The sequence below is a fragment of the Snodgrassella sp. W8132 genome (assembly GCF_016100865.1).
GTDB lineage: Bacteria > Pseudomonadota > Gammaproteobacteria > Burkholderiales > Neisseriaceae > Snodgrassella > Snodgrassella alvi.
On sequence record NZ_JACFRQ010000005.1, the window covers coordinates 1 to 22,224 of the forward strand.

Here is a 22,224-nt window from a genome sequence, read left to right on the forward strand (position 1 = left end):
TCAATAATCAGGTATCTTCATTGAATCAGGATGCCCTGCAATGGAATGGCGGTATTAGTGCATATGATGCCAGTCATGGAAGCGGTAGTGCACAAAGAATTACCCATGTAGCTGCCGGTGATGTATCAGCAGATTCAACCGATGCAATTAACGGAGGTCAGCTCTTTAGTCTCTCCAGTTACATCTCTGTTTCAACCAGTCTGAGCAGTCTGTCAACAACTATTTCATCAGCTGTTACTAGTCAAATCAATTCTATAGGCAGTTCTCTGTTCAGTAATTATGAAAGTCTGTCAAGCACAGTAAGCAGTGTATCAACTGCTTCCGAAAGTATGCAGACAGTTATGTCTTATCTGGAAAAGCATGCGATCCAATGGAATGAGGAACAAGGCGGATTTGATGCAGGCCAAATCAACGGTATGACTCGTGATGGTTCTACTCCTTATCGCAAAATTGTGAATCTGGCAGATGGTGATGTAAGTGCAGGTTCGCATGATGCGGTAAATGGCGGCCAGTTATACGAAGTAAAAACTTCGCTGTCTACCGGTCTGAGTTCTTTGTCAACATCTTTGGGTGGCACAAACTTGGGCAGTATGAGTACCAGTATTTCTAATATGCTTACCAGTATCTCTGATCTGAATGCGAATGCGTTACAGTGGAATAATAGTAGTAAAGTTTATGATGCTGCTCGCGGAAGTATTGAAGGACAGAGAATTACCGGTGTTAAAAGCGCTAGTATAGCAGCCGGTTCTCTTGATGCAGTGAATGCTGGTCAGTTGTGGGATGTACAACAAAGTATCAATACCTTGTCAACTGGTTTGTCAAGCGTGTCAACAGCAGTAGGCGGTCTGCCTGCAGGCACTATTTCTGATGATGCACTGTCGAGTCTGTCAACTGCAATCAGTAAAAACATAGACAGTCAGATTTCCTCTGTGGCATCTTATCTGGGTACTGCCTCCCAACCGGACTCAAACAGTATTAAGCCGCCTAAATACGATATTACTATGCCGTCAGGCAGTGTGGTGTCAGCCAATAATGTAAAAGATGCACTGGAAAATCTGGAAAATTATGGCACTAAATATGCCAAGAGTAACTCAGCAAAAGCAGCCTCAGTTGCACAGGGAGTTGATTCAGTGGCAATAGGCGGTGCATCAATGGCCAGCGGCACCTCAGCAGTTGCCATAGGTGATTCTGCCAGCGCATCGTCAGCCAATGGTGTTGCTCTGGGCAGTCAGGCGAAAGTAACTCAGAGCGGAGGCGTAGCACTTGGATCCGGATCGGTGGCAAATACAGCAGCCGGTAAAGAGGGCTATATACCGGTAACGGCAACGCAGCAGCAGGCAGCAGTAATCCGGGCAACGAAGAGTACAGAAGGAGCGGTATCTGTAGGAGATGCATCGAAAGGTGTATACCGTCAGATAACGGAGGTTGCCGCGGGTACGGCTGATACTGATGCAGTCAATGTGGCTCAGCTTAAGGGTGTGAATAATCAGGTTAGCATGATAAATGAATATGTTAACCAGATGAATGACAACATTCATCATGTTGAGCGTCGTGCCTATTCCGGTACGGCACTGGCCATGGCTCTGTCCGGTGCTTATCTGCCCTCCCTGAATGGTGGTGAACAGACCGTTGGTGTTGGTGTCGGTGCATATCGTGGCTATGGTGCTGTCGGCCTTAACTTTAAGGCAGCAAGTAAGAACGGCAAAGTGACATGGGGTGCAGGTGTTTCTACTACGGGCAAAGAGACAGCTGTTAATTCAGTACTTGGCTTTAAATGGTAAGAAAACCTGATTAAAAGCAGACTTCCGGGTTTTTCCTGTGAAGTCTGTAAATCTTATTTATTGATCACTAATTGTATTTTTACTAAGAATACGGATTAACATGCGTATCGGTATTTCTGTTATTACTCATGCCAATCAGAATATCTGGGAAAATGGCATGAGTCAGAATATTATATTTTTGGTTCAGAGCCTGAAGGCTATTCCGTTTGTTAAAGCAGTTGATCTGATTAATGTGGGCGGGCAGCCGGGAATGGCAGAGCAAATTGATTTAAGTCTGTTTGATTTGCATCTGATGTCGGAACAGGAAGCTGAGGATGCTTTTGATGTCATTATTGAACTGGCCGGCGCGTTAAGTCCGCACTGGCTGGCGTTGCAGCGGGCACGCGGGAAAAAAGTGGTATTTTATTGTGTTGGTCAGCCTTATGTTGGTCTGGCAGAATACAATGTCTTTGAAAAACCGACCAGTTTTCCGCCGGTAGACCGTTCTGATGAAGTATGGGTTTTGCCTAAAGATAAGGGCTATATTCCGATGCTGCGGACAATGTACCGTTGTCCGGTACATGTTACGCCCTATTTGTGGGATCCGATGTTTGTATCCAGACGTAAGCAGGAAATTTCTGAGCATGGTTTCTATTTTGGCTGGCGCGATAATCTTCAGGATGGTGTTAAAACGCCGTTGAATGTGGCTATTTTCGAACCTAATATTTCAGTGGTGAAGACTTCATCCATTCCGATGCTGGCCTGTGATGAAGCCTATCGGGCAGAGCCGCAGTCAATAGGTATGATGCATGTGCTCAATACGCTGCATATGAAAGATCATCTGACAATGCTGTATCTGGCCAATTCACTGAATCTGGTAAAAGATCATAAAGCGTGTTTTTACGGCCGCCATGATATTGCCGGTTTTATGGCACAGCATGCCAATGCGGTGGTTTCGCATCAATGGTGCAATGACCAGAATTATTTGTATCTGGATGCACTGTATGGTGATTATCCACTGATTCATAATTCACCCTGGTTAAAAGAGTTTGGTGCCGGCTATTATTATCCGGATTTTAATGCTGCAGAGGCAGGCAGACTGCTTATTCATGCCTGGCAGCATCATGAGGAAAATCTGGGCAGTCAGCGGCAGGCTTCTCAGGCTTTGTTTAAGGCCACTTCACCTCTGACAGAAGCCAATATCGCTGCTCATGCACAATTATTAACTAATCTGTGTGCTGATCGTCCGGAATTATTAAGGAATTAACTCATGTCGTCGGTGTCTTCACTTCGTATCGGTGTTTCAATTTATGTGCGTAAAGGAGCACAGTCGCTGTGGGAAAACGGTATTTTTCAGAATTGTCTGTTTCTGGCGATGCTGTTACAAAAATCACCGGTTGTCAGTAATACTGTGTTGGTTGCCGGTTCCGGTGACGGTGACATGCAGGACGCAATGAATTTTCTGAAGGATTCACCAGTACCAGTAATTGACATGGCCAGTGCTCTGAACGAGCTGGATGTCATGATTGAAATGAGTGCTCAGCTATCCAAAGAGTGGATGATAAGTTTCAAGGCTCAGGGTGGTAAAGTAGTCAGTATGCGGGTAGGTAATGATTATGTGATTGATATTGAACGCATGCTGTTCAATAAACCTTCTGCATTGCTGATTACAGGTGCGCCATATGATGAGGTATGGACATTACCTGAGTATGAGAAAAGCTGTATGCCCTATTTTGCCAGTACTTTTCGTACTCCGGTCAGAATTATGCCGCATTTGTGGAGTCCGGTTATTCTGAATAAGGCTTGTGAAAGACTGCCGGAAAATGAGAAGTTCGGATATCGGCCTGGCCGCAGACGCTGGCGTATTGGTATGTTTGAGCCGAATATGTGTATGGTAAAAACCAGTTATATACCTATGCTGGTCTGTGAAAATGCGCATCGTCTGAATCCGGATTTTATTGAACATATCTATGTTTGTAATACTCTGAATCTGAAAGAGCAGAGTGCTTTTAATCTATTTGCCCATAGTCTGAATATTATTCGTCATGGTCTGGCATCGTTTGAAGGCCGTTACCCGATCTGGCAGGTTGTATCACGCTACTGTGAAGCTATTGTTTGTCATCAGTGGGAAAATGCGCAGAATTATCTTTATTATGAAGCTTTATATGGCGGTTATCCGCTGATTCATAATTCGCATCTGATTGGTGATTGCGGGTATCGCTACCATGATTTTGATTGCGAAGAAGGCGGGCAGAAACTGGCAGATGCGTATAAGATGCACGATGAAAATCTTGCCGGTTATCGCGAAAAAGCAACAGCTTTTCTGGCAACTCTGGATCCGGAGGCAGAAAGTAATGTGCGCTGTTATACTAAAGCACTGAAATCTCTGTTTAAAGTATAGATTATCTTAAATTGATCGATATTTTAGTCTAATGTGTTCCTGCATAAAAGCTGCTGCTGATAAAACATATAAAACCGGTTGTTGGTAAAATATTTCCATAAAAAAATATGAATTTATCTAATACATCAAATTTGAATTCCGGCCATGTTCAGGATACCGGAGCCGCGCGCCTGCGTATAGGAATTACTATTGGTCTGAGTCACCCTGAAGAAACGCTGTGGAATAATGGTATTAAACAGAATGCTGTTTTTCTTGCTGAAGCATTGAAAAACTGTCCTAATGTAGATTCTGTGGTTCTGGCTAATACAACAGATGTGCCGGTTACTTCACGCTTACCATGGGATTTGGAGAGATGGCCGACCAAAAGTTTTATTGAGGTCAAGGATCAGATAGATGTATTGATTGAACTGGGCGGGCAGATTAGTGCTGAACAAACGGCTTATATTAAAGACCGGGGTGTACACCTGATTTCTTACTGCTGTGGTTTTGAATATATCCATATGATGGAGTCGGTTTTGTTTGCCCGCAATATGGGCGGGGCCAACCTGTTTATTAATCAGCGTTATGATGATATCTGGATGATTCCGCAGGTAGCCAATTGCAGTCGGGCTTATTTTGAAATATTCCGCCGCCACGAAGCACGTGTCGTGCCATTTGTGTGGAGTCCGGTCTTCCTGAATCAGAAGACCGCAGCTATGCCTTTTCAGGGTTTATGGCAGGTTCCGGTATCCGGTAAAGGCTGGCGTTTGTCGGTTATGGAGCCGAATATCGATGTGGTTAAATTCTGCCTGTATCCGATTCTGATTGCTGAAATAGTCTATCGTGATAAACCGGAATCTATTGATATTTTGCAGGTTTGTAATGCTTTGCCGATGGCGCAGAAATCCATGGAATTCATTGCGCTGATGAATCAGCTGGATATTGTGAAAAAGCACAAATCAGTATTTCTGGGGCGTTATGATACACCGACATTTCTGGCAACCAATACAGATGCGGTAATATCTCACCAATGGGAAAATCCGCTAAATTATTTCTATCTGGAAGTGTGCTGGCAGGGATATCCTTTGATTCATAATGCTGAGCTGATTTCAGATCTTGGCTATTATTATCAGGGTAATGATGTGCAAGCGGGTGCTAAACAGTTGCTATCTGCTATGAATGAGCATGCTGATAACTCAGCTCATTATATAGATGAGCAGCGGCGGCAGATTGCCCGCTTTCTGCCGGATAATACTGATTTGGTGGCCGGCTATTCTGCATTACTGACAGAACTGAAAGCCAGACCACTTCGCTAATTGCTATTTATTTTCCTGCATAAAAATATTGATATTATCCTCCAGCATGCTACAGATACGCTGTATGGCTTCTTCGCTGCCCCATGCCATATGCGGGGTAATAATCAGGTTAGGCAGGTGAGCTCGCAGTAACGGATTGCCATGTACCGGTGGTTCCTCGCTAAGTACATCTACGCCTGCTCCGCCTAACTGACCATATTTCAACGCCGCAACCAGTGGCTGTTCTGCAACCAGACCACCTCGTCCGACATTAATCAGTACGGCTTGTGGCTTCATCATTTTTAATTCCGCTTCATCAATCATATTGCGGGTTTGTTCATTCAGCGGGCAATGCAGGGAAATCACATCAGCTTGTTGTAATAGCCGGGTAAATGGGGTATAGCCATCCCGGCAACTACTGGCGTTTTTGTGTTCTCCCCAGAGAACATGCATTCCGAATGCCTGCGCCCGTGCAGCTAAAGCCTGTCCGATACCACCTTTCCCGAAAATTCCCAGTGTTTTGCCGTTCAAATCATGTATAGGTGCACCGAAATGGCAGAAAAAAGGGCTGTTTTCCCATAAGCCGGCAGCAACATCGCGCTGATAAGCAGGTAACTGGCGCATCAGTGCCAGAATCAGCATCATGGCATGTTCGGCAACCGTATCGTTTCCATAACCGCGAACATTACGAATACCGACATTGTGTTGTTGTGCTGTTTGCCGGTCAATGTGATCCAGACCGGTAGCCGGCACCGCAATTAACTGTAAGTGCGGACTATTGCGAATAGCTTCAGCATTAATTCGCACTTTATTGGATATAACAATATTTGCCTGAGCAATCCGGCCGGCTACTTCATCCGGGTTGGTATGGCTATAGCTGGTAATGTGATGAGGAAATTTGAAGTTAAACGGATATTCGGGCAGGGTTGCACGGTCCAGAAAAACGATTTCGCTGGTAGTCATATTATCTCCTGTTAATTGAAAAGCCTGCTATGGACAATAACATGCATGGGTTGAATGTCTGTGTTACAGTGTACGCTAATTTATTAATCAAGGATGAATGAATATGGATCTGGTGATTGAAGATTTGCAGCAGGGTACGGGTACGGAAGCTCAAAAGGGTAAGGAAATTACGGTACATTATACTGGTATGCTGGAAGACGGTACGGTGTTTGATTCCAGTGTTACCCGTCAGCAGCCGTTAACATTTACTCTGGGTGCGGGTATGGTTATTGCCGGCTGGGATGAAGGATTTAATGGTATGAAGGTGGGTGGTAAACGCAAGCTGACTATTCCGCCGCATATGGCTTATGGCAGCCGGGGTGCCGGTGGTGTGATTCCGCCTAATGCCACACTGATTTTTGATGTGGAATTGTTGCAGGTTGATGATTAAGCTGTTGCACGCTGATTTTGCTCAGGCAGCTGTTTCAGGCTGCCTGAACTGTTTTAATGAGCAGGGATTCTGATGATGGAAACTAATCCGACTATTGCTGCCATTGCGACTGCTCCGGGACGTGGTGGCGTAGGCGTAGTACGTTTATCCGGTAAAAATCTGTTGTCTCTGGCACAAAAATTAAGTGGTGGAAAAACACCGGTGCCGCGCAAAGTGATGTATACCGATTTTGTTGATGAGCAGGATGCGGTTATTGATAATGGTCTGTTGTTGTATTTTGCAGAGCCGGCCAGCTTTACCGGTGAAGATGTAATTGAGTTGCAGGGGCATGGCGGACCAGTGGTGTTGCAGATGCTATTGCAGCGCTGTCTGCAACTGGGTGCGCAGCTGGCAGAGCCGGGTGAATTTACTAAACGTGCCTTTTTAAATAATAAGCTGGATCTGGCACAGGCTGAAAGTGTGGCTGATTTGATTGATGCTTCCAGTCAGTCGGCTGCACGGATGGCGGTACGCAGTTTGAAGGGTGCTTTTTCTGAAGAAATTCACCGGCTGGTTGATGATCTGATTACTTTGCGTATGCTGGTGGAGGCAACTCTGGATTTTCCGGAGGAGGACATCGATTTTCTTCAGGCCGCAGATGCAAGCGGCAAGCTTAAGCAGTTACGTGACCGTCTGGACAAGGTATTACAGCATGCACAGCAGGGCGCACTGCTGCGTGAAGGAATGAACGTGGTACTGGTGGGTGCGCCTAATGTAGGTAAATCAAGTCTGCTTAATGCACTGGCTGGCGACGATATAGCCATTGTTACTGATATCGCCGGTACAACCAGGGATACAGTAAGGGAACAGATTACTCTGGACGGGGTACCTGTCCATATTATTGATACAGCCGGTCTGCGTGAAACAGAAGATGTGGTTGAACGTATTGGTATTGAGCGCAGTCAGCAGGCTGTACAGCAGGCAGATGTAGCGCTGATATTGATTGACCAGCGTGAAGGACTCAATGCCACTACTGCGGCAATTCTGGCGCAGTTACCGGCCAGTTTGCACAAAATCGAAGTACACAACAAGATTGATTTAACAGGAGAAGCAGCCAGCTGTGTTTCACGTGAAACGGGAAAATTGCGGGCATTCACGGATGCCGGTCAGGTCATTGCTTTGTCGGCCAGAACCGGTGAAGGGCTGGACTTATTGCGTCAGGCTTTATTGCAGCAGGTAGGCTGGCAGGGTGAAAGTGAAGGGCTTTTTCTGGCACGAACACGCCACATTCAGGCGCTTGAACAGGCTAAAGAGGAGCTGTTAAATGCCAGTATGTGTCAGGAAAATCAGATTGAATTGTTTGCAGAGCATTTGCGTCTGGCGCAGAATGCATTGAATGAGATTACTGGTGAATTCAGTGCCGATGATTTGCTGGGCGTTATATTCAGCCGTTTTTGTATCGGTAAATAAATTTTACACAGTTATTACTACTAAATGAAAGCACTAACTATCACTTTTAACGGATAGTTAGTGCTTTTTTGCTTTAGTGGTTAAAGAGGCTGTATTAAAGCAAATCTTGGCACTGGTTGTCCGTCAATGCTTATGGTTTCATTAAACATGCTTTTGGGACGCACCCAGGTTGAATAATCGCCGTACAGGCACTGGTAAATAACCAGTTCTTCTTCGGTTTCACTGTGGCGTGCTGTACCGGTAACCTGATAAAGCCTGCCTTTATAGTGCTGATAAATGCCTCGTTGCATAGGTATTTCCTGCATAGTCAGATACAGCCGGAGAGCGCCGGCTGTCAGAGGTGTTATAACTAAAATCTCTTTAATTACAACTCGGTATTCTTTTGGCTGAAAGCCAATTAATTATACAATGGTTTGAATGAATTATAACAAGATGCCATATTAAGGAATACTGTAAATGAATAATGACCCGCGAGCCAGAATGCCAGATGCACCATTGGCCGACAATGAACGGCTGAAAGGTGAAAGTAATTATTTATACGGGCAGATTGCTGCCGATTTACATGACGGGATTACCGGCGGGTTTAATGGTGATGATTTTCAGCTGATTCGTTTTCATGGTATGTACGAGCAGGATGACCGCGATGTCCGTGCCCAGCGACAGGCAGCCAGACTGGAACCGCTGAAAAATGTAATGATGCGCTGCCGTCTGCCCGGCGGAATTATTACCCCGAAACAATGGCTGGGAATTGATGAATTTGCTACTGCACATACACTTTATGGCAGTATTCGTCTGACTACACGCCAGACCTTTCAGTTTCATGGCGTGCTGAAACCTGATATTAAACCGATGCATCAGTGGCTGCATCAGCTCGGTCTGGATTCAATTGCTACCGCCGGTGATATTAATCGTAATGTGCTGTGCACCAGTAACCCGATTGAAAGCAGCTTGCATCGTGAAGCCTATGAGTGGGCGTGTAAGATTTCTGAGCATTTACTGCCGCGAACACATGCTTATGCTGATATCTGGCTGGATGGTGAAAAGGTGCTTAGTTCAGAACCGGCTGCACCATTGTCAGATGGTGTGAGTAATGATGCGGTCGAACCGATCAACGGTAAGACTTATTTGCCACGTAAATTTAAAACTGCTCTGGTTATTCCGCCACTGAATGATGTGGATTTACATGCCAATGATTTGAATTTTGTCGCTATTGGTGAGGGCGGTCATCTTGTTGGTTTTAATGTACTGGTAGGCGGCGGGCTGTCTATTGATCATGGTAATCAGCGTACGTTCCCGAATACTGCTAAGGATTTTGGTTTTATTCCGGTAGAGCAGGCAGTGCGGTGTGCTGAGGCTGTGGTTACTACCCAGCGCGACTGGGGTAATCGCAGTGATCGCAAAAATGCACGTACACGTTACACTTTGCAGCGTGTAGGCGCAGAAGTATTTAAAGAGGAGGTTGAGCGCCGGCAGGGTTTTAAATTTGCTGCCAGTCGCCCTTATAAACTCACTGAACGCGGTGATCGCATTGGTTGGGTACAAGGGGAAGACGAACGCTGGCATCTGACCTTATTTATTGAAAACGGCCGTTTACTTGACTATCCTGACCGGCCGCTGAAAACCGGTATGCGTGAATTAGCCAGAATTCATAAAGGCGATTTCCGCCTGACAGCCAATCAGAATGTGATTATTGCCGGTGTGCATGCTGAAGATAAGGATGAAATTGAACGGATTGCCCGTAAATATAAACTCATTGACGATGAAATCACGGAACAGCGTAAAAACAGTATGGCCTGTGTGGCTTTTCCAACCTGTCCGCTGGCGATGGCTGAATCTGAACGGTTTTTATCCGGTTTCATTGATCAGGTCGATGCGCTTATGGCGCAATATGGTTTGTCTAAGGAGCATATTATTCTGCGGGTAACCGGTTGTCCGAATAACTGCGGCCGTGCGTTACTGGCCGAAATCGGGCTGATTGGCAAAGCAGTCGGCCGTTATAATCTGTACGTTGGCGGTAACCGGGCTGGCACGCGTATTCCGCGTTTGTTCAGCGAGAATATTACAGTTGATGAAGTGCTGGCTATCTTGCAGGATTGGATTGCGCGCTGGGCACAGGAGCGTAATAATGCTGAGGATTTTGGTGATTTTGCTATTCGTACCGGTATTGTTAAACCGGTGGTAGATGCCGCAGTAGATTTCTGGGATGCAGATAAAGTCTCAGTGTAAATGATTAACCAGAAAAGAGAAATTTCTGTGATTTAAGTAAATAGTCCGGATACCTGATAACAGGTCCGGACTATTTTGTATCTATGGTGTCAGATTACGGCTGCTGATTGGCATAAATCTGATCAAATATACCGCCATCGCTGAAAAAGCGTTGTTGAGCTTCTTTCCAGCCACCAAATTCTTTATCAATGGTCACCAGTTGCAGGCTGGGAAACTGGTGCCGGTATTCTGCTATGATTTTCGGATTCACCGGTCTGAAATAACTTTGTGCTATCAGACGCTGGGCACTGTCGCTATACAGATATTGCAGATAGGCAGTGGCCAGCCGGCGTTTATCTGGGGTAAGAACATTACTGTCAACAACGGCTACCGGCGGTTCACATAAAATTGAAAGTGACGGTGTGACGATTTCAAATTCGTCAGGAGACTGTTTAAGTGCCAGTCTGGCTTCATTTTCCCATGCCAGTAATACATCGCCGAGCTGGCGGTGGGTAAAGGTGATGGTAGCGGCACGTGCTCCGGTATCCATCATGGGTACATGTCGGAGTAAAGCTTGCAGATATGCCTGAGCACTGGCATCACTACCGTTTGGCTGATGCTTCGCCCAAGCCCATGCAGCGAGAAAATTCCAGCGTGCACCACCGGATGTTTTAGGATTAGGTGTGATAATCTGAACATTGTTATGGATCAGATCTCCCCAGTCGCGGATGTGTTTGGGATTGCCCTTACGCACCAGAAAAACAATGGTAGAGGTATAGGGGGTGCTGTTATGGGGTAAACGCTGCTGCCAGTCCGGTTGCAGTAATGTTTTTTTGCCACGGTTCAGAGCATTGATGTCTCCGGCCAGCGCCAGTGTGACCACATCGGCTTTAAGACCATTCTGTACAGCAATAGCCTGTTTACCGGAACCTCCGTTGGACTGGCGGATATGCACTTTCTGACCGGTTTGCTGATACCAGTAGTTTTCAAAATCAGGATTGTAGTGCTGATACAATTCACGTGTAGCATCGTAAGAAGCGTTCAGCAGAGTTGCTCTGCTGCCGGAGTTGTTATCGCAAGATGTCAGACCTGCAATTATTGCTGCCAGCAGACCGTAGCGCCAGAATATATTCATGCCGGAAAATAGGTTTTAGACGATGTTTTAATGTAGCAATGCTGGTGCGGGTACGGAAATACTGTTTTTTTGTTTCTTTATAACCAAAAGCAAGATAGCAGCCTAATAATCAGATGGAATGTAAGTAGTGAGGGCTGTGAATTTGAAAAAGTTGGCTTAGGCTGTTATAAACCGCTTTTAATTTTTTTATCTGTTTAATTGAGAAAGTTACATGAAGAGCCGGAATGCAGATGTTGCAGCTGAACAAAAGTTGTTAACACGGGAAGATGTGCGTACGCTGATGCTGTCATCCTTTGGCGGGGCGCTGGAATTTTATGATTTTGTCATTTATGTTTTTTATGCCAAAGTGCTGTCTGAACTGTTTTTTCCGGCAGGTTTAAATCCATTCTGGGCGCTGCTGAATACTTACGGAATTTTTGCTGCCGGTTATCTGTTTCGTCCGCTGGGCGGTATTGTGATGGCGCATTTTGGTGATTTATTCGGGCGCAAGCGTTTGTTTGCATTGTCTATTATGATGATGGCTTTACCTACGTTATGTCTGGGTCTGATGCCTACTTTTGCTACTATCGGCTATGCAGCTCCTATACTGCTATTAGTATTACGCATGATACAGGGTGTGGCTATTGGAGGAGAAATTCCGGCAGCCTGGACTTTTGTGTCTGAACATGTACCTGAAAAACGTATTGGTATGGCAAATGGTTTTCTCACAGGCGGGTTGTCGCTGGGAATATTACTGGGCTCTCTGATTGCGCTGGGTATGGCAAAACTTTTCAGTAGTGAAGCTATTCTGAACGGAGCATGGCGCATACCTTTTATTATTGGTGGGCTGTTTGGGCTGCTGACTCTGTATTTACGCAGCTATCTGCATGAAACGCCGGTTTTCAAAGCAATGCAGCAACGCAAGGAGCTGGTAACGGAAATGCCGGTTAAAGTTCTGGTTTTTAAACATAAAATTGCTGTAGCTCTCGGCATGCTGCTTACCTGGTTTCTGACTGGCTGTATTGTGGTGATTTTGCTGGCTATGCCACAGTTATTAACCGGCAGTTTTGGCTTTTCCAGTACGCAGGCATTTGAAATGCAGAGTATGGCTATTGTGATGCAAATGCTGGGCTGTGTGATTTATGGTTTGCTGGCAGATCGGCTGGGTATCGGACGGGTACTGATTGGCGGAATTGTGTTTACAGGTGTAATGACAGCGTTATTTTATCCGGCACTGGGCAAATTCAGTGATAGCCTGATTTTTGTTCTGTATTTATTGCTAGGGCTGGCGGCTGGTGTGGCCGGTATTGTTTCAGCTGCCATGATACGAATGTTTCCGCCGGCTATACGGTTTACAGGAATTTCTTTTTCCTACAATGTGGCTTATGCTATTGTCGGCGGTTTAACCTTACCTCTGGTGCAGTGGTTCAGCCTTTTTAGTCAGATTGGCGCGATGTATTATATTCTGTATTTATGTGGAGTAGGTATACTGGCTGCCATTGAATTTCAAAGTCGTTACCGGTGATGCTGTAGTTGCATCGTAATAGATATAAAAAAGCTGCTTTATCCGCAAGTATTATTGTATCGGGATAAAGCAGCTTTTTGTCTATAATTCTATATCAGGCATTGCCGGCGTTAGCCTGTTCAGCCTGATACATGGCTTCGAAATTGATCGGAGCCAGCATTACCGGTGGGAAGCCGGAACGTGTAATGGTATTAGATACAGTTTCACGTGCATAAGGGAATAGAATATTCGGAGCAGCTACAGCCAGCAGCAGTTCTACATCCTCATCCGGGATGTTGGCAATGCGGAAGATACCGCTTTGTGCCACTTCATTCAGAAATAATACACGTTCTTCAGTCATTTTTGCAGTAACGGTAACGGTTACTGTCACATTATAAAATTCATCTTCCAGTTTTTCGGAAGCAGAAGTAACACGCATTTCAATTTGTGGTTCTCCGCTTTCCAAAAAGATCTGTGGCGCATGCGGTACTTCCAGTGATAAATCTTTCAGATAAATTTTTTCAATACTGAATACCGGTTGTTGTGAGGTTTGTTCTGGTGTTTTTTCTTTTTTGCTCATGCTTTTCTTTCAACAAGGGAATAAAATTAATATTGCAGATTTCATCTGGTTGTACCGGATGAAAAGTGAAAAAAGATAGTACGTGCTTAACCTGCGAGCAGAGCGTCTAGTTTACCTGCTTGATTCAAAGCATTCAAATCATCAAAGCCGCCGACATGTACCTCACCGATATAAATCTGCGGAACAGTCCGGCGGCCGGTACGCTGCATCATCTGCTCTCGGATTTGCGCATCCGTATCAATCCGGATCTCATTGATATCGGTTACACCTTTTTGTTTGAGTAATGCTTTGGCCATCTGGCAATAAGGGCATACCCCAGTGGTATACATGGTAATTGGTTGCATTGCAGTTTCCTTGGTTGCATACAGATATAGTTAGAAAAGGGTAGCATACCGCGAACTGGAGATACTGAACAGGTGCAGGCTTTCTTTGGCAGTATGCTGCGGTATAATTGATCAATATTCATATAACAAACGGACATGTAGAGATGATTCGTTTTGAGCAGGTTTCAAAAACGTATCCCGGCGGTTTTACTGCCCTGAAAAACCTGAGTTTTTCTATTAGCAAAGGTGAAATGATTTTTATTGCAGGCCATTCCGGTGCGGGTAAGTCAACGATTCTTAAACTGATCAGCGGTATCGTTAAACCTACTAAGGGCAAGGTCTGGCTGAATAATCAGGATTTGGGGCGATTAAACGATAACCAGCTCGGTTATTTGCGTCAGCATATTGGTATTGTTTTTCAGGATCATAAATTATTATTTGACCGCAATGTGTTGCAAAATGTGATGTTACCTCTGCGTATCACCGGTTATGAGCGTAAACAGGCTGAGCGGCGGGCGCGGATAGCGATTGAAAAAGTTGGTCTGAGCGGACGTGAACAGGCTGATCCGATTACTTTGTCCGGCGGAGAGCAGCAGCGGTTGTGTATTGCGCGTGCTGTGGTACATCAGCCCAGCCTGCTGATTGCAGATGAACCGTCTGCCAATCTGGACAGAGCCTATGCACTGGATATTATGGAATTGTTTAAAACATTTCATGAGGCCGGTACTACGATTATGGTGGCAGCACATGATGAAACATTAATGGCAGACTACGGACACCGTATTATCCGCTTACAGGAAGGCAGGTTATACGCATGATCCAGTTTATTTCTCTGCATAAAGAAGCGGCATACAAGGCATTACGTCAATTACTGCGTCAGCCGGTAGCAACCCTGCTGATTTTACTTATGCTGGCCATTGCCATGACTTTACCGCTGGCTCTGTATCTGGGTGTACAGAGCGGTCAGCAGGTACTGGGGCAGATGAATGAAGTGCCCACCATGACACTTTATATGCAGATTAATGCCACAGCCAATGATAATCATACCGTTGAAAAAGCCTTAAAGGCCAATAAACAACTTGAAAAAGTAGTATTTGTGAGTAAACAGCAAGGGCTGGAAGAGTTGCAGCGCAGCATGGGTAATCAGGATTTGGTTTCAATGCTTGACAGTAACCCTCTGCCGGATGCATTCACGGTTACACCGCAGGCAGGTTCGCCGGAAGAACTGACTGCCTTACAGACTCAGCTCGAACAATTACCTATGGTTGAAAGCGTAAAAATGGATGCTGAGTGGATGCAGACGCTGTATCAGATTAATCAGTTTATCCATCAGTTGTTGTGGTTTCTGGCCATTACACTGGGTCTGGCTTTTGCTCTGGTTGCTTACAATACTATCCGGTTACAAATTCTCAGCCATCGGGAAGAAATCGAAATTACCAAACTGCTGGGCGCTCCGGCTTCATTTATCCGCCGGCCGTTTCTGTATCTGGCTATCTGGCAAAGCCTGCTAGCTGCAGCAATCAGTATTGGCTTGTGTTACTGGCTTAACTATCAGACCCAGCCTTTACTCAGTGCGATTTTGCAGCCGTATGGCGTGCATGTTGTCTGGCGTTTTTTCAATCTATGGGAAATACTGGCTATTATGCTGGTAGTCTGCGGATTGGGTATGCTGGGCGCATGGCTGGCTACGCGTCAGCATTTGCTTAGCTTTAAATCAGTACGGTAAAAAATTATCCCCGCAAATAGCGGGGATAATTTTAAGGTATCACATATTTGTGTCGATACTGTTTACTTTTGCTGACGTGCCTGTGCAGCCTGTGCCAGTAAGGCAAGCATAGTTTCTGTTTCTTCCCAGCCAATACAGGCATCGGTAATACTCTGACCGTAATTTTCCGGGTTATCCTGTCGTCCGGCCATCAGATTACTTTCTACCATTACGCCCATAATGTGCTGTTCACCTGCCTGAATCTGTGCGGCAATATCCTGTGCTACCTCCATTTGTCGGCGGTAATCTTTGCAGCTGTTGGCATGGCTGCAATCGATCATCAGATTAGGAGTAACCTGATTTTTGTTCAGTTCATTTACCGCCGCCTGTACATATTCATGGCTGTAATTAGGTTCTTTACCGCCACGCAGAATGATGTGGCAGTCAGGATTGCCGCTGGTGCGTACAATGGCCGAATGGCCGGCCTTGGTTACTGAAAGAAAATGATGCGGATGGCTGGAAGCACCAATGGCATCAATAGCAATTTTCAGATTGCCGTCAGTACCATTTTTGAAACCTACCGGACAGCTTAAACCTGAGGCCAGCTCACGGTGTACCTGACTTTCGGTTGTACGAGCACCAATTGCTCCCCATGAAATCAGGTCAGCAAAATACTGCGGAGTAATCATGTCCAGAAATTCAGTAGCTGCCGGCATCCCCATATTGTTTAATTCCAGCAGCAGTTTACGTGCCAGACGCAAACCATAGTTAATATCATAGGAACCATCAATATGCGGATCGTTAATAAATCCTTTCCAGCCTACCGTAGTACGCGGTTTTTCAAAGTAAACCCGCATAACAATCAGTAATTCTTGTGCATATTTTTCACGTAATACATTCAGACGCTGAGCGTATTCAATAGCAGCTGCCGGATCATGGATAGAACACGGACCGATAATCACCAGTAGACGTTTATCCTTGCCATGTACCAGATCAGCAATAGCATGGCGTGTATTGTGTACTACCTCAGAGGCCTGCTCTGTAATGGGCAATTCGTATAAATGAGCAATGGGTGGCAACAGCTCCTTAATTTCTTTAATTCTGACATCATCAATTGGGCGGGATGCTACCTGATTCATAGTAATTCCTGTCTGACTCTATTATTTTAAATTTTTCGTGATTTATCCATCAGGCTATAATGAATATGCTTAAAAAGCAAGGACAAAACTTTGGCAAAGATATATTATTGCTTAAATTCGGATTTAAATAACATTTAATTATTTTTTATGATGATTTTTTATAAATTATCGGAATAATATACTAATAATAACCATTATATTGTCTTTACGGAATAGAGCGGATTGTACTGATATAGTTTTGATTTCATACAAATTTCAGGTACAATCGCCCACCCTGTGGTTCGTAAACCTCCCACATAAAAAAACTAGGAAATCAAATATATGCGTGCGCAAAATAATCTGGGCACGGTGAGCCTGCTGGGTAATCAGCATACGGAATACCGTAGTGATTATGCCCCGGAGCTGCTGGAAGCCTTCGACAATCAACACCCTGATAACGATTATTTCGTTAAATTTATCTGTCCTGAATTCACCAGCCTGTGCCCGAAAACCGGCCAGCCGGACTTTGCTACCATTTATATCAATTATTTACCGCGTTTGCGTATGGTAGAAAGTAAATCGTTAAAACTGTATCTGTTCAGTTTCCGCAATCATGGTGATTTTCATGAAGATTGTGTCAATATCATCATGAAAGATCTGATTGCCCTGATGCAGCCCAAATACATTGAGGTATATGGTGAATTTACACCGCGTGGCGGCATCGCCATCCATCCGTATGCCAATTATGGTGAGCCTGATACACGCTATAGCGATATGGCTGCACAGCGATTACTTCAGTTTCAGGTGAAATAAGTCTTCTTAAAATGACACATGTATCTCAGGCTGCCGGTTTACATCATTCGGGCAGTTTTACTGCCTGGCGCAGTTACCGATACGACTGATAGGAATAAATATGTATGAATTTTCTGATGCGCAACGCTCTAAAGCATTGCGCTGGCTGACGTTCTGGCACATGCTGGTAATCGTAGCCAGTAATTATCTGGTACAGTTTCCCTTTACTTTATTTGGATTACACAATACCTGGGGCGCTTTTACCTTTCCGTTTATTTTTCTTACCACTGATTTAACGGTAAGAATTTTTGGTTCAGGTCTGGCGCGCCGAATCATTTTCTGGGTAATGCTGCCATCATTACTGTTTTCTTATGCCATTTCTGTCCTGTTTCAAGACGGGCACTGGATGGGCTGGGCGGCATTAAGCCATTTTGATTTATTTGTTGCCCGTATTGCCCTGGCCAGTTTTACAGCCTATGTGGTCGGTCAGCTGATGGATATTCTGGTATTTAACCGGCTGCGGCAGTGCCGGCGCTGGTGGCCTGCTCCCAGCGCTTCTGCTGTTTTAGGTAGTGCTGTAGATACATTGCTGTTTTTTGCTGTTGCGTTTTACCATTCGCCGGATGCATTTATGGCCGAGAACTGGTTACAGATTTCCCTGACCGATTATGCGTTCAAAATCAGCGTTGCCGCTCTGTTTTTCCTGCCTACTTATGGCATCGTACTGCGCTATTTATTATACAAACTAACTGCTTTGGCACCTCGTACCGTAAACGGGTAAAAAGAATTATCAATCAACATCTGATTACAATTTATTCTTTATCATCAGGCCGCTTAAAAGCGGCCTGATTGACACACCGGCTTCTGTTATAATACGCGCCTATTTTCAAATACATGGCTAAGAGAACATCATGGAAGCGGAGCAGATTAATCAATTAAATAATATTCTGGATGATATGGCATCCCGTAGTCACGATTTACGGAGGTATCTTTGACTACGCTGGCAAAAAAGACCGCCTCGAAGAAGTAATTGGTCTGTCAGAAGATCCTGAGTTGTGGAACGATCCGAAAAAAGCTCAGGAAGTCGGTAAAGAACGCAAAGTGCTGGAGGGCATCGTACTCACACTGGATCATCTGCACAGCGGTATCGAAGATAACCGGATGCTGCTGCAGATGGCTGTGGAGGAAAATGATACAGACGGTTTTGAAGCCGTTCAGGCAGATATTACCGCTTTACAGGATGAACTGGCACAGCTTGAATTCAAACGTATGTTTAATCAGCCTGCCGATGTCAATAACTGCTTCATAGATATTGTTGCCGGTGCCGGCGGTACAGAGGCGGAAGACTGGGCTGGGATGCTGTTGCGCATGTACGTGCGTTATGGCGAACGCAAAGGCTTCAAAGTAGAAATACTTGAAGAAGATGAAGGCGAAATTGCCGGTGTGAATCGTGCTACTATCAAACTGGACGGAGAGTACGCCTACGGATTACTGCGTACTGAAACCGGTATTCACCGTCTGGTACGGTATTCACCTTTTGATTCAAATAACAAACGGCATACTTCATTTGCATCGGTATTTGTCTATCCGGAAGTCGATGACAGCTTTGAAATTGAAATCAATCCGGCTGATTTGCGTATTGATACCTATCGTGCTTCAGGAGCAGGTGGTCAGCACATTAATAAAACTGATTCAGCTGTACGTATTACTCATGAACCAACCGGTATTGTGGTGCAGTGCCAGAATGACCGTTCTCAGCACCGCAACCGCGAAGAAGCAATGAATATGCTTAAGGCAAAATTGTTCGAGCTGGAAATGCGCCGGCGTAATGAAGAAAAGCAGAATCTGGAAGCCAGTAAAGATGATGTGGGCTGGGGACATCAGATTCGTTCTTATGTATTCGATTCATCGCGCATTAAGGATTTACGTACCGGCTATGAAGTCGGCAATATCAAGGCAGTTATGGATGGCGACCTTGATGGCTTTATTGAAGCCAGCCTGAAACAGGGCGTTTAAGAAACAGTCACGAGGCTGTCTGATGCATTTAGGCAGCCTTATTTTTAAGGTTGTAGCATGAATTGTATTGATGTCATTATTCCCTGCTACAACGCAGAAAACACACTGGCGCGGGCTGTAGAGAGTGTACTGGCACAGCCGGAGCTGGGTTGTCTGTGGCTGATTGATGATGCCTCTACCGATAATACCGCCATCCTGATTCAGCAGTGGCAGCAGCGTTATCCGCAAAAAATTCGTGCAGAATATCTGGTATCTAATCGCGGACCTGCGCTGGCGCGTAACTGGGGGGCATTATTGTCTGCCTGCAGCCATATTGCTTTTCTGGATGCCGATGATGCCTATCAGCCTCATGCCTTACAGGCAGCATGTGCTGTATTTCACTTTCGCCCGCAGAGTGGTTTATTGCGCCTGCCGGTAACCGGATACAATATTCCGGAAGAATACCGCGAGCATGAACAGTTTGATCTGATCTGGCGTACGTTTGAAATGATTACTGCCACCAATACCGTTTTTAACCGTGCCTATTTTCTCGCCTGTGGTGGTTTTCCGGCTGACTCACTGTTTCGGCAGCTAGGCGGGGAAGATGGTGCTCTTGGTCTGGCTACAATAGAAAGTTGCATGGTTGCTACTCTTTTTGATAAAGCCGGCATGACCGACATCGGTGTCAATTTTTATGGTCATGACAGTATGTATGTACGTAAACTGTTTGATTCGATGCTGTCAGGGCAAGCTCGTCCTGATTGTGATGAGCATGCGATGCAGCAGGCCAATACCGTTACTCAGACTATTGTGCATCGCTTACTCGATTTGCGTCAGATACTGAATCATCCGAAACCGGGAAAGCAGGCATTACAGCTTTTTACTGATTTAACCGGTTAATGCTGTCGCATCGGATTAACTGAAAATTGTCTTTTGATAACTCTGGAAGTAGAAGAAACATGATAAATCCGTTATATGCGCTGTCTCCGCTGGATGGGCGCTATGCATCGTCTGTGGCTGATTTGCGCCCGATTTTTTCTGAATATGGTCTGATGCATGCTCGCGTACAGGTTGAGCTTGGCTGGCTGAAAGCATTGGCAGCCGAAGCAGGAATCAGTGAAGTTCCGCCATTCAGTCCGGCCACCATTGCAGAAATTGATCGTGTTATTGCTGAATTTTCAATAGCAGATGCCGAAGCAGTTAAAGCTATAGAAGCCACAACCAATCATGATGTGAAAGCTATTGAATACTGGCTGAAACAGCGTTTTGCCAATGTGCCTGAAGTTATGGAAGTCAGTGAATTCATTCATTTTTCCTGTACCAGTGAGGATATCAATAATCTTTCACATGCTCTGATGCTGAAACAGGCACGTGATGAAGTACTGCTGCCTAAGCTTAATGAACTAATAACTGTATTGCGCAATCTGGCTCATACTCATGCTGCTTTGCCTATGATGTGCCGCACCCATGGGCAGCCGGCTACTCCCAGTACACTGGGTAAAGAAATCGCCAATGTCGTGGCTCGTCTGCAAAGACAAATGGAATTAGTTCGGCAACAGCAGTTTCTGGGCAAAATCAATGGTGCTGTGGGTAATTACAACGCGCATCTGGTTGCTTATCCTGATATAGACTGGGAAGGGCATTGCCGCCGTTTTGTCGAATATAATCTGGGGCTGACCTTTAACCCCTATACTATTCAGATTGAACCACATGATTATATGGCGGAATTTTTCCAGACGATTAGCCGTATAAACACCATTCTGATCGATTTTAACCGTGATATCTGGGGTTATATTTCTATTGGTTATTTCCGGCAGAAAGTTAAAGCCGGAGAAGTTGGTTCTTCTACTATGCCACACAAAGTCAATCCGATTGATTTTGAAAATTCAGAAGGTAATCTGGGTATGGCCAATGCAGTGCTGGGATTCCTTGCTGAAAAACTGCCGGTATCCCGCTGGCAGCGCGATTTAACTGATAGTACTGTGTTGCGTAATATGGGGACAGGCTTCGGTTACACTATATTGGGACTGACAGCGCATTTGCGTGGTCTGAATAAGCTGGAAATCAATCCTGCTGTGTTTGCCGCAGATCTGGATACAACATGGGAGCTGCTGGCTGAGCCGATTCAGACAGTAATGCGCCGCTATGGGATAGCCAACCCGTATGAGCAGCTTAAAGAACTTACCCGTGGTAAGCATGGAATTACCCCTGAAAGTTTGCAGACATTTATAAATCAGCTGGCAATTCCAGACACGGCAAAAGCGCAGTTACTGGCGCTTACTCCTGCATTATATGTAGGCAAGGCTCAGGAGCTGGCAGAACGAATCTGAATATAATGATTAACAGGGGAAAGCAGCGAAATTCTTTCCCCTTATCTTAAAGTAATTCGATAAACTGACTTTTAAATATTATTGTAAAAATGCAAGATATATTATGGCATAGCTCAAAAAATATAATCATAGACAGCTTAGCCCGCTCAGTCAGATTAATGCAAATAACTTTTAACGAATAGAATTATAATTAGTCAATACTATAATAAAATTCAAAAATATATTTGATTTAAAATAATAAAAATAATTTGTTAGCTATTACTATTATTAAAAATGTAACT

Annotated in this window: 20 protein-coding genes, 1 pseudogene and 1 riboswitch; of the genes and pseudogenes, 15 read left to right on the forward strand and 6 right to left on the reverse strand. The window is 45.0% G+C overall.

Annotation, left to right across the window (positions count from 1 at the left end):
* The 4 genes and pseudogenes from H3U82_RS09930 to H3U82_RS09945 all read left to right on the forward strand — a co-directional run.
* Positions 1-1,781, forward strand: a pseudogene (locus H3U82_RS09930) (hypothetical protein); the annotation flags it as partial.
* A 100-nt stretch (positions 1,782-1,881) separates the two neighbouring features.
* Complete coding sequence (locus tag H3U82_RS09935; RefSeq protein ID WP_100125704.1) at positions 1,882-3,027, forward strand: DUF2827 domain-containing protein; 1,146 nt, start codon at positions 1,882-1,884, stop codon at positions 3,025-3,027.
* Between the two features lie 3 nt (positions 3,028-3,030).
* On the forward strand, positions 3,031-4,161 hold the full coding sequence (locus H3U82_RS09940) for a DUF2827 domain-containing protein (RefSeq protein ID WP_198190487.1): 1,131 nt from the start codon (positions 3,031-3,033) through the stop codon (positions 4,159-4,161).
* A gap of 107 nt (positions 4,162-4,268) precedes the next feature.
* Positions 4,269-5,456, forward strand: coding sequence for a DUF2827 domain-containing protein (locus H3U82_RS09945; RefSeq protein WP_198190488.1), 1,188 nt, complete (start codon positions 4,269-4,271; stop codon positions 5,454-5,456).
* Positions 5,457-5,459: 3 nt separating this feature from the next.
* On the opposite strand, the gene H3U82_RS09950 is transcribed toward H3U82_RS09945, so the two are convergent.
* Positions 5,460-6,398 carry a D-2-hydroxyacid dehydrogenase gene (locus H3U82_RS09950; protein ID WP_198210396.1) on the reverse strand — a complete coding sequence of 313 codons (939 nt, stop codon included), beginning with the start codon at positions 6,396-6,398 and terminating at the stop codon, positions 5,460-5,462.
* A gap of 103 nt (positions 6,399-6,501) precedes the next feature.
* On the opposite strand from H3U82_RS09950, the gene H3U82_RS09955 reads away from it, so the two are divergent.
* Both H3U82_RS09955 and mnmE read left to right on the forward strand, forming a co-directional pair.
* Positions 6,502-6,828, forward strand: coding sequence for an FKBP-type peptidyl-prolyl cis-trans isomerase (locus tag H3U82_RS09955; RefSeq protein ID WP_025329671.1), 327 nt, complete (start codon positions 6,502-6,504; stop codon positions 6,826-6,828).
* A 72-nt stretch (positions 6,829-6,900) separates the two neighbouring features.
* A complete protein-coding gene (gene mnmE, locus H3U82_RS09960; RefSeq protein ID WP_198210397.1) occupies positions 6,901-8,277 on the forward strand; it encodes a tRNA uridine-5-carboxymethylaminomethyl(34) synthesis GTPase MnmE in 1,377 nt (458 codons plus the stop codon).
* A gap of 80 nt (positions 8,278-8,357) precedes the next feature.
* Here the strand turns inward: mnmE and H3U82_RS09965 are convergent, their stop codons facing one another.
* Positions 8,358-8,567 carry a DUF1653 domain-containing protein gene (locus H3U82_RS09965; protein WP_370524714.1) on the reverse strand — a complete coding sequence of 70 codons (210 nt, stop codon included), beginning with the start codon at positions 8,565-8,567 and terminating at the stop codon, positions 8,358-8,360.
* Between the two features lie 166 nt (positions 8,568-8,733).
* Between H3U82_RS09965 and cysI the strand changes: the two genes are divergently transcribed.
* Positions 8,734-10,503, forward strand: coding sequence for an assimilatory sulfite reductase (NADPH) hemoprotein subunit (gene cysI / locus H3U82_RS09970; RefSeq protein ID WP_198210400.1), 1,770 nt, complete (start codon positions 8,734-8,736; stop codon positions 10,501-10,503).
* A gap of 94 nt (positions 10,504-10,597) precedes the next feature.
* Here the strand turns inward: cysI and H3U82_RS09975 are convergent, their stop codons facing one another.
* The gene (locus H3U82_RS09975) at positions 10,598-11,617 is read right to left on the reverse strand and encodes a sulfate ABC transporter substrate-binding protein (RefSeq protein ID WP_084548531.1); all 1,020 of its coding nucleotides are present in this window, start codon (positions 11,615-11,617) and stop codon (positions 10,598-10,600) included.
* Positions 11,618-11,828: 211 nt separating this feature from the next.
* On the opposite strand from H3U82_RS09975, the gene H3U82_RS09980 reads away from it, so the two are divergent.
* Complete coding sequence (locus H3U82_RS09980; protein WP_084548530.1) at positions 11,829-13,121, forward strand: MFS transporter; 1,293 nt, start codon at positions 11,829-11,831, stop codon at positions 13,119-13,121.
* Positions 13,122-13,215: 94 nt separating this feature from the next.
* Here the strand turns inward: H3U82_RS09980 and secB are convergent, their stop codons facing one another.
* The gene (gene secB / locus H3U82_RS09985) at positions 13,216-13,680 is read right to left on the reverse strand and encodes a protein-export chaperone SecB (RefSeq protein WP_025329677.1); all 465 of its coding nucleotides are present in this window, start codon (positions 13,678-13,680) and stop codon (positions 13,216-13,218) included.
* Positions 13,681-13,766: 86 nt separating this feature from the next.
* Positions 13,767-14,024, reverse strand: a complete 258-nt coding sequence (gene grxC, locus H3U82_RS09990; protein ID WP_025329678.1) for a glutaredoxin 3 — start codon at positions 14,022-14,024, stop codon at positions 13,767-13,769.
* 143 nt (positions 14,025-14,167) lie between these two features.
* On the opposite strand from grxC, the gene ftsE reads away from it, so the two are divergent.
* Both ftsE and ftsX read left to right on the forward strand, forming a co-directional pair.
* The gene (gene ftsE / locus H3U82_RS09995) at positions 14,168-14,821 is read left to right on the forward strand and encodes a cell division ATP-binding protein FtsE (protein WP_084548529.1); all 654 of its coding nucleotides are present in this window, start codon (positions 14,168-14,170) and stop codon (positions 14,819-14,821) included.
* Complete coding sequence (gene ftsX / locus H3U82_RS10000) at positions 14,812-15,729, forward strand: permease-like cell division protein FtsX (protein WP_172332927.1); 918 nt, start codon at positions 14,812-14,814, stop codon at positions 15,727-15,729. The genes ftsE and ftsX overlap by 10 nt, the downstream gene beginning before the upstream one ends.
* Before the next feature lie 62 nt (positions 15,730-15,791).
* Here the strand turns inward: ftsX and aroG are convergent, their stop codons facing one another.
* Complete coding sequence (gene aroG, locus H3U82_RS10005) at positions 15,792-16,847, reverse strand: 3-deoxy-7-phosphoheptulonate synthase AroG (protein ID WP_084548527.1); 1,056 nt, start codon at positions 16,845-16,847, stop codon at positions 15,792-15,794.
* Positions 16,848-17,117: 270 nt separating this feature from the next.
* A riboswitch (PreQ1 riboswitch) is annotated at positions 17,118-17,162 on the forward strand.
* Positions 17,163-17,168: 6 nt separating this feature from the next.
* Here aroG and queF point away from each other — a divergent pair.
* The 5 genes from queF to purB all read left to right on the forward strand — a co-directional run bounded on the left by queF (position 17,169) and on the right by purB (position 21,943).
* Positions 17,169-17,639 (forward strand): preQ(1) synthase, encoded by a 471-nt coding sequence (queF, locus tag H3U82_RS10010; protein ID WP_025329682.1) that lies wholly within the window; start codon positions 17,169-17,171, stop codon positions 17,637-17,639.
* Positions 17,640-17,739: 100 nt separating this feature from the next.
* On the forward strand, positions 17,740-18,399 hold the full coding sequence (locus tag H3U82_RS10015; protein WP_084548526.1) for a 7-cyano-7-deazaguanine/7-aminomethyl-7-deazaguanine transporter: 660 nt from the start codon (positions 17,740-17,742) through the stop codon (positions 18,397-18,399).
* 130 nt (positions 18,400-18,529) lie between these two features.
* A protein-coding gene (prfB, locus tag H3U82_RS10020; protein WP_096766013.1) for a peptide chain release factor 2 occupies positions 18,530-19,634 on the forward strand; the annotation gives its coding sequence in 2 pieces (ribosomal slippage) (positions 18,530-18,610 and positions 18,612-19,634; 1,104 coding nt in all).
* A 57-nt stretch (positions 19,635-19,691) separates the two neighbouring features.
* Entirely contained in the window at positions 19,692-20,513 is an 822-nt protein-coding gene (locus H3U82_RS10025) for a glycosyltransferase family A protein (RefSeq protein WP_198186744.1), read from the forward strand.
* Positions 20,514-20,572: 59 nt separating this feature from the next.
* Positions 20,573-21,943, forward strand: a complete 1,371-nt coding sequence (gene purB / locus H3U82_RS10030; RefSeq protein ID WP_198210401.1) for an adenylosuccinate lyase — start codon at positions 20,573-20,575, stop codon at positions 21,941-21,943.
* Positions 21,944-22,224: the final 281 nt, after the last annotated feature.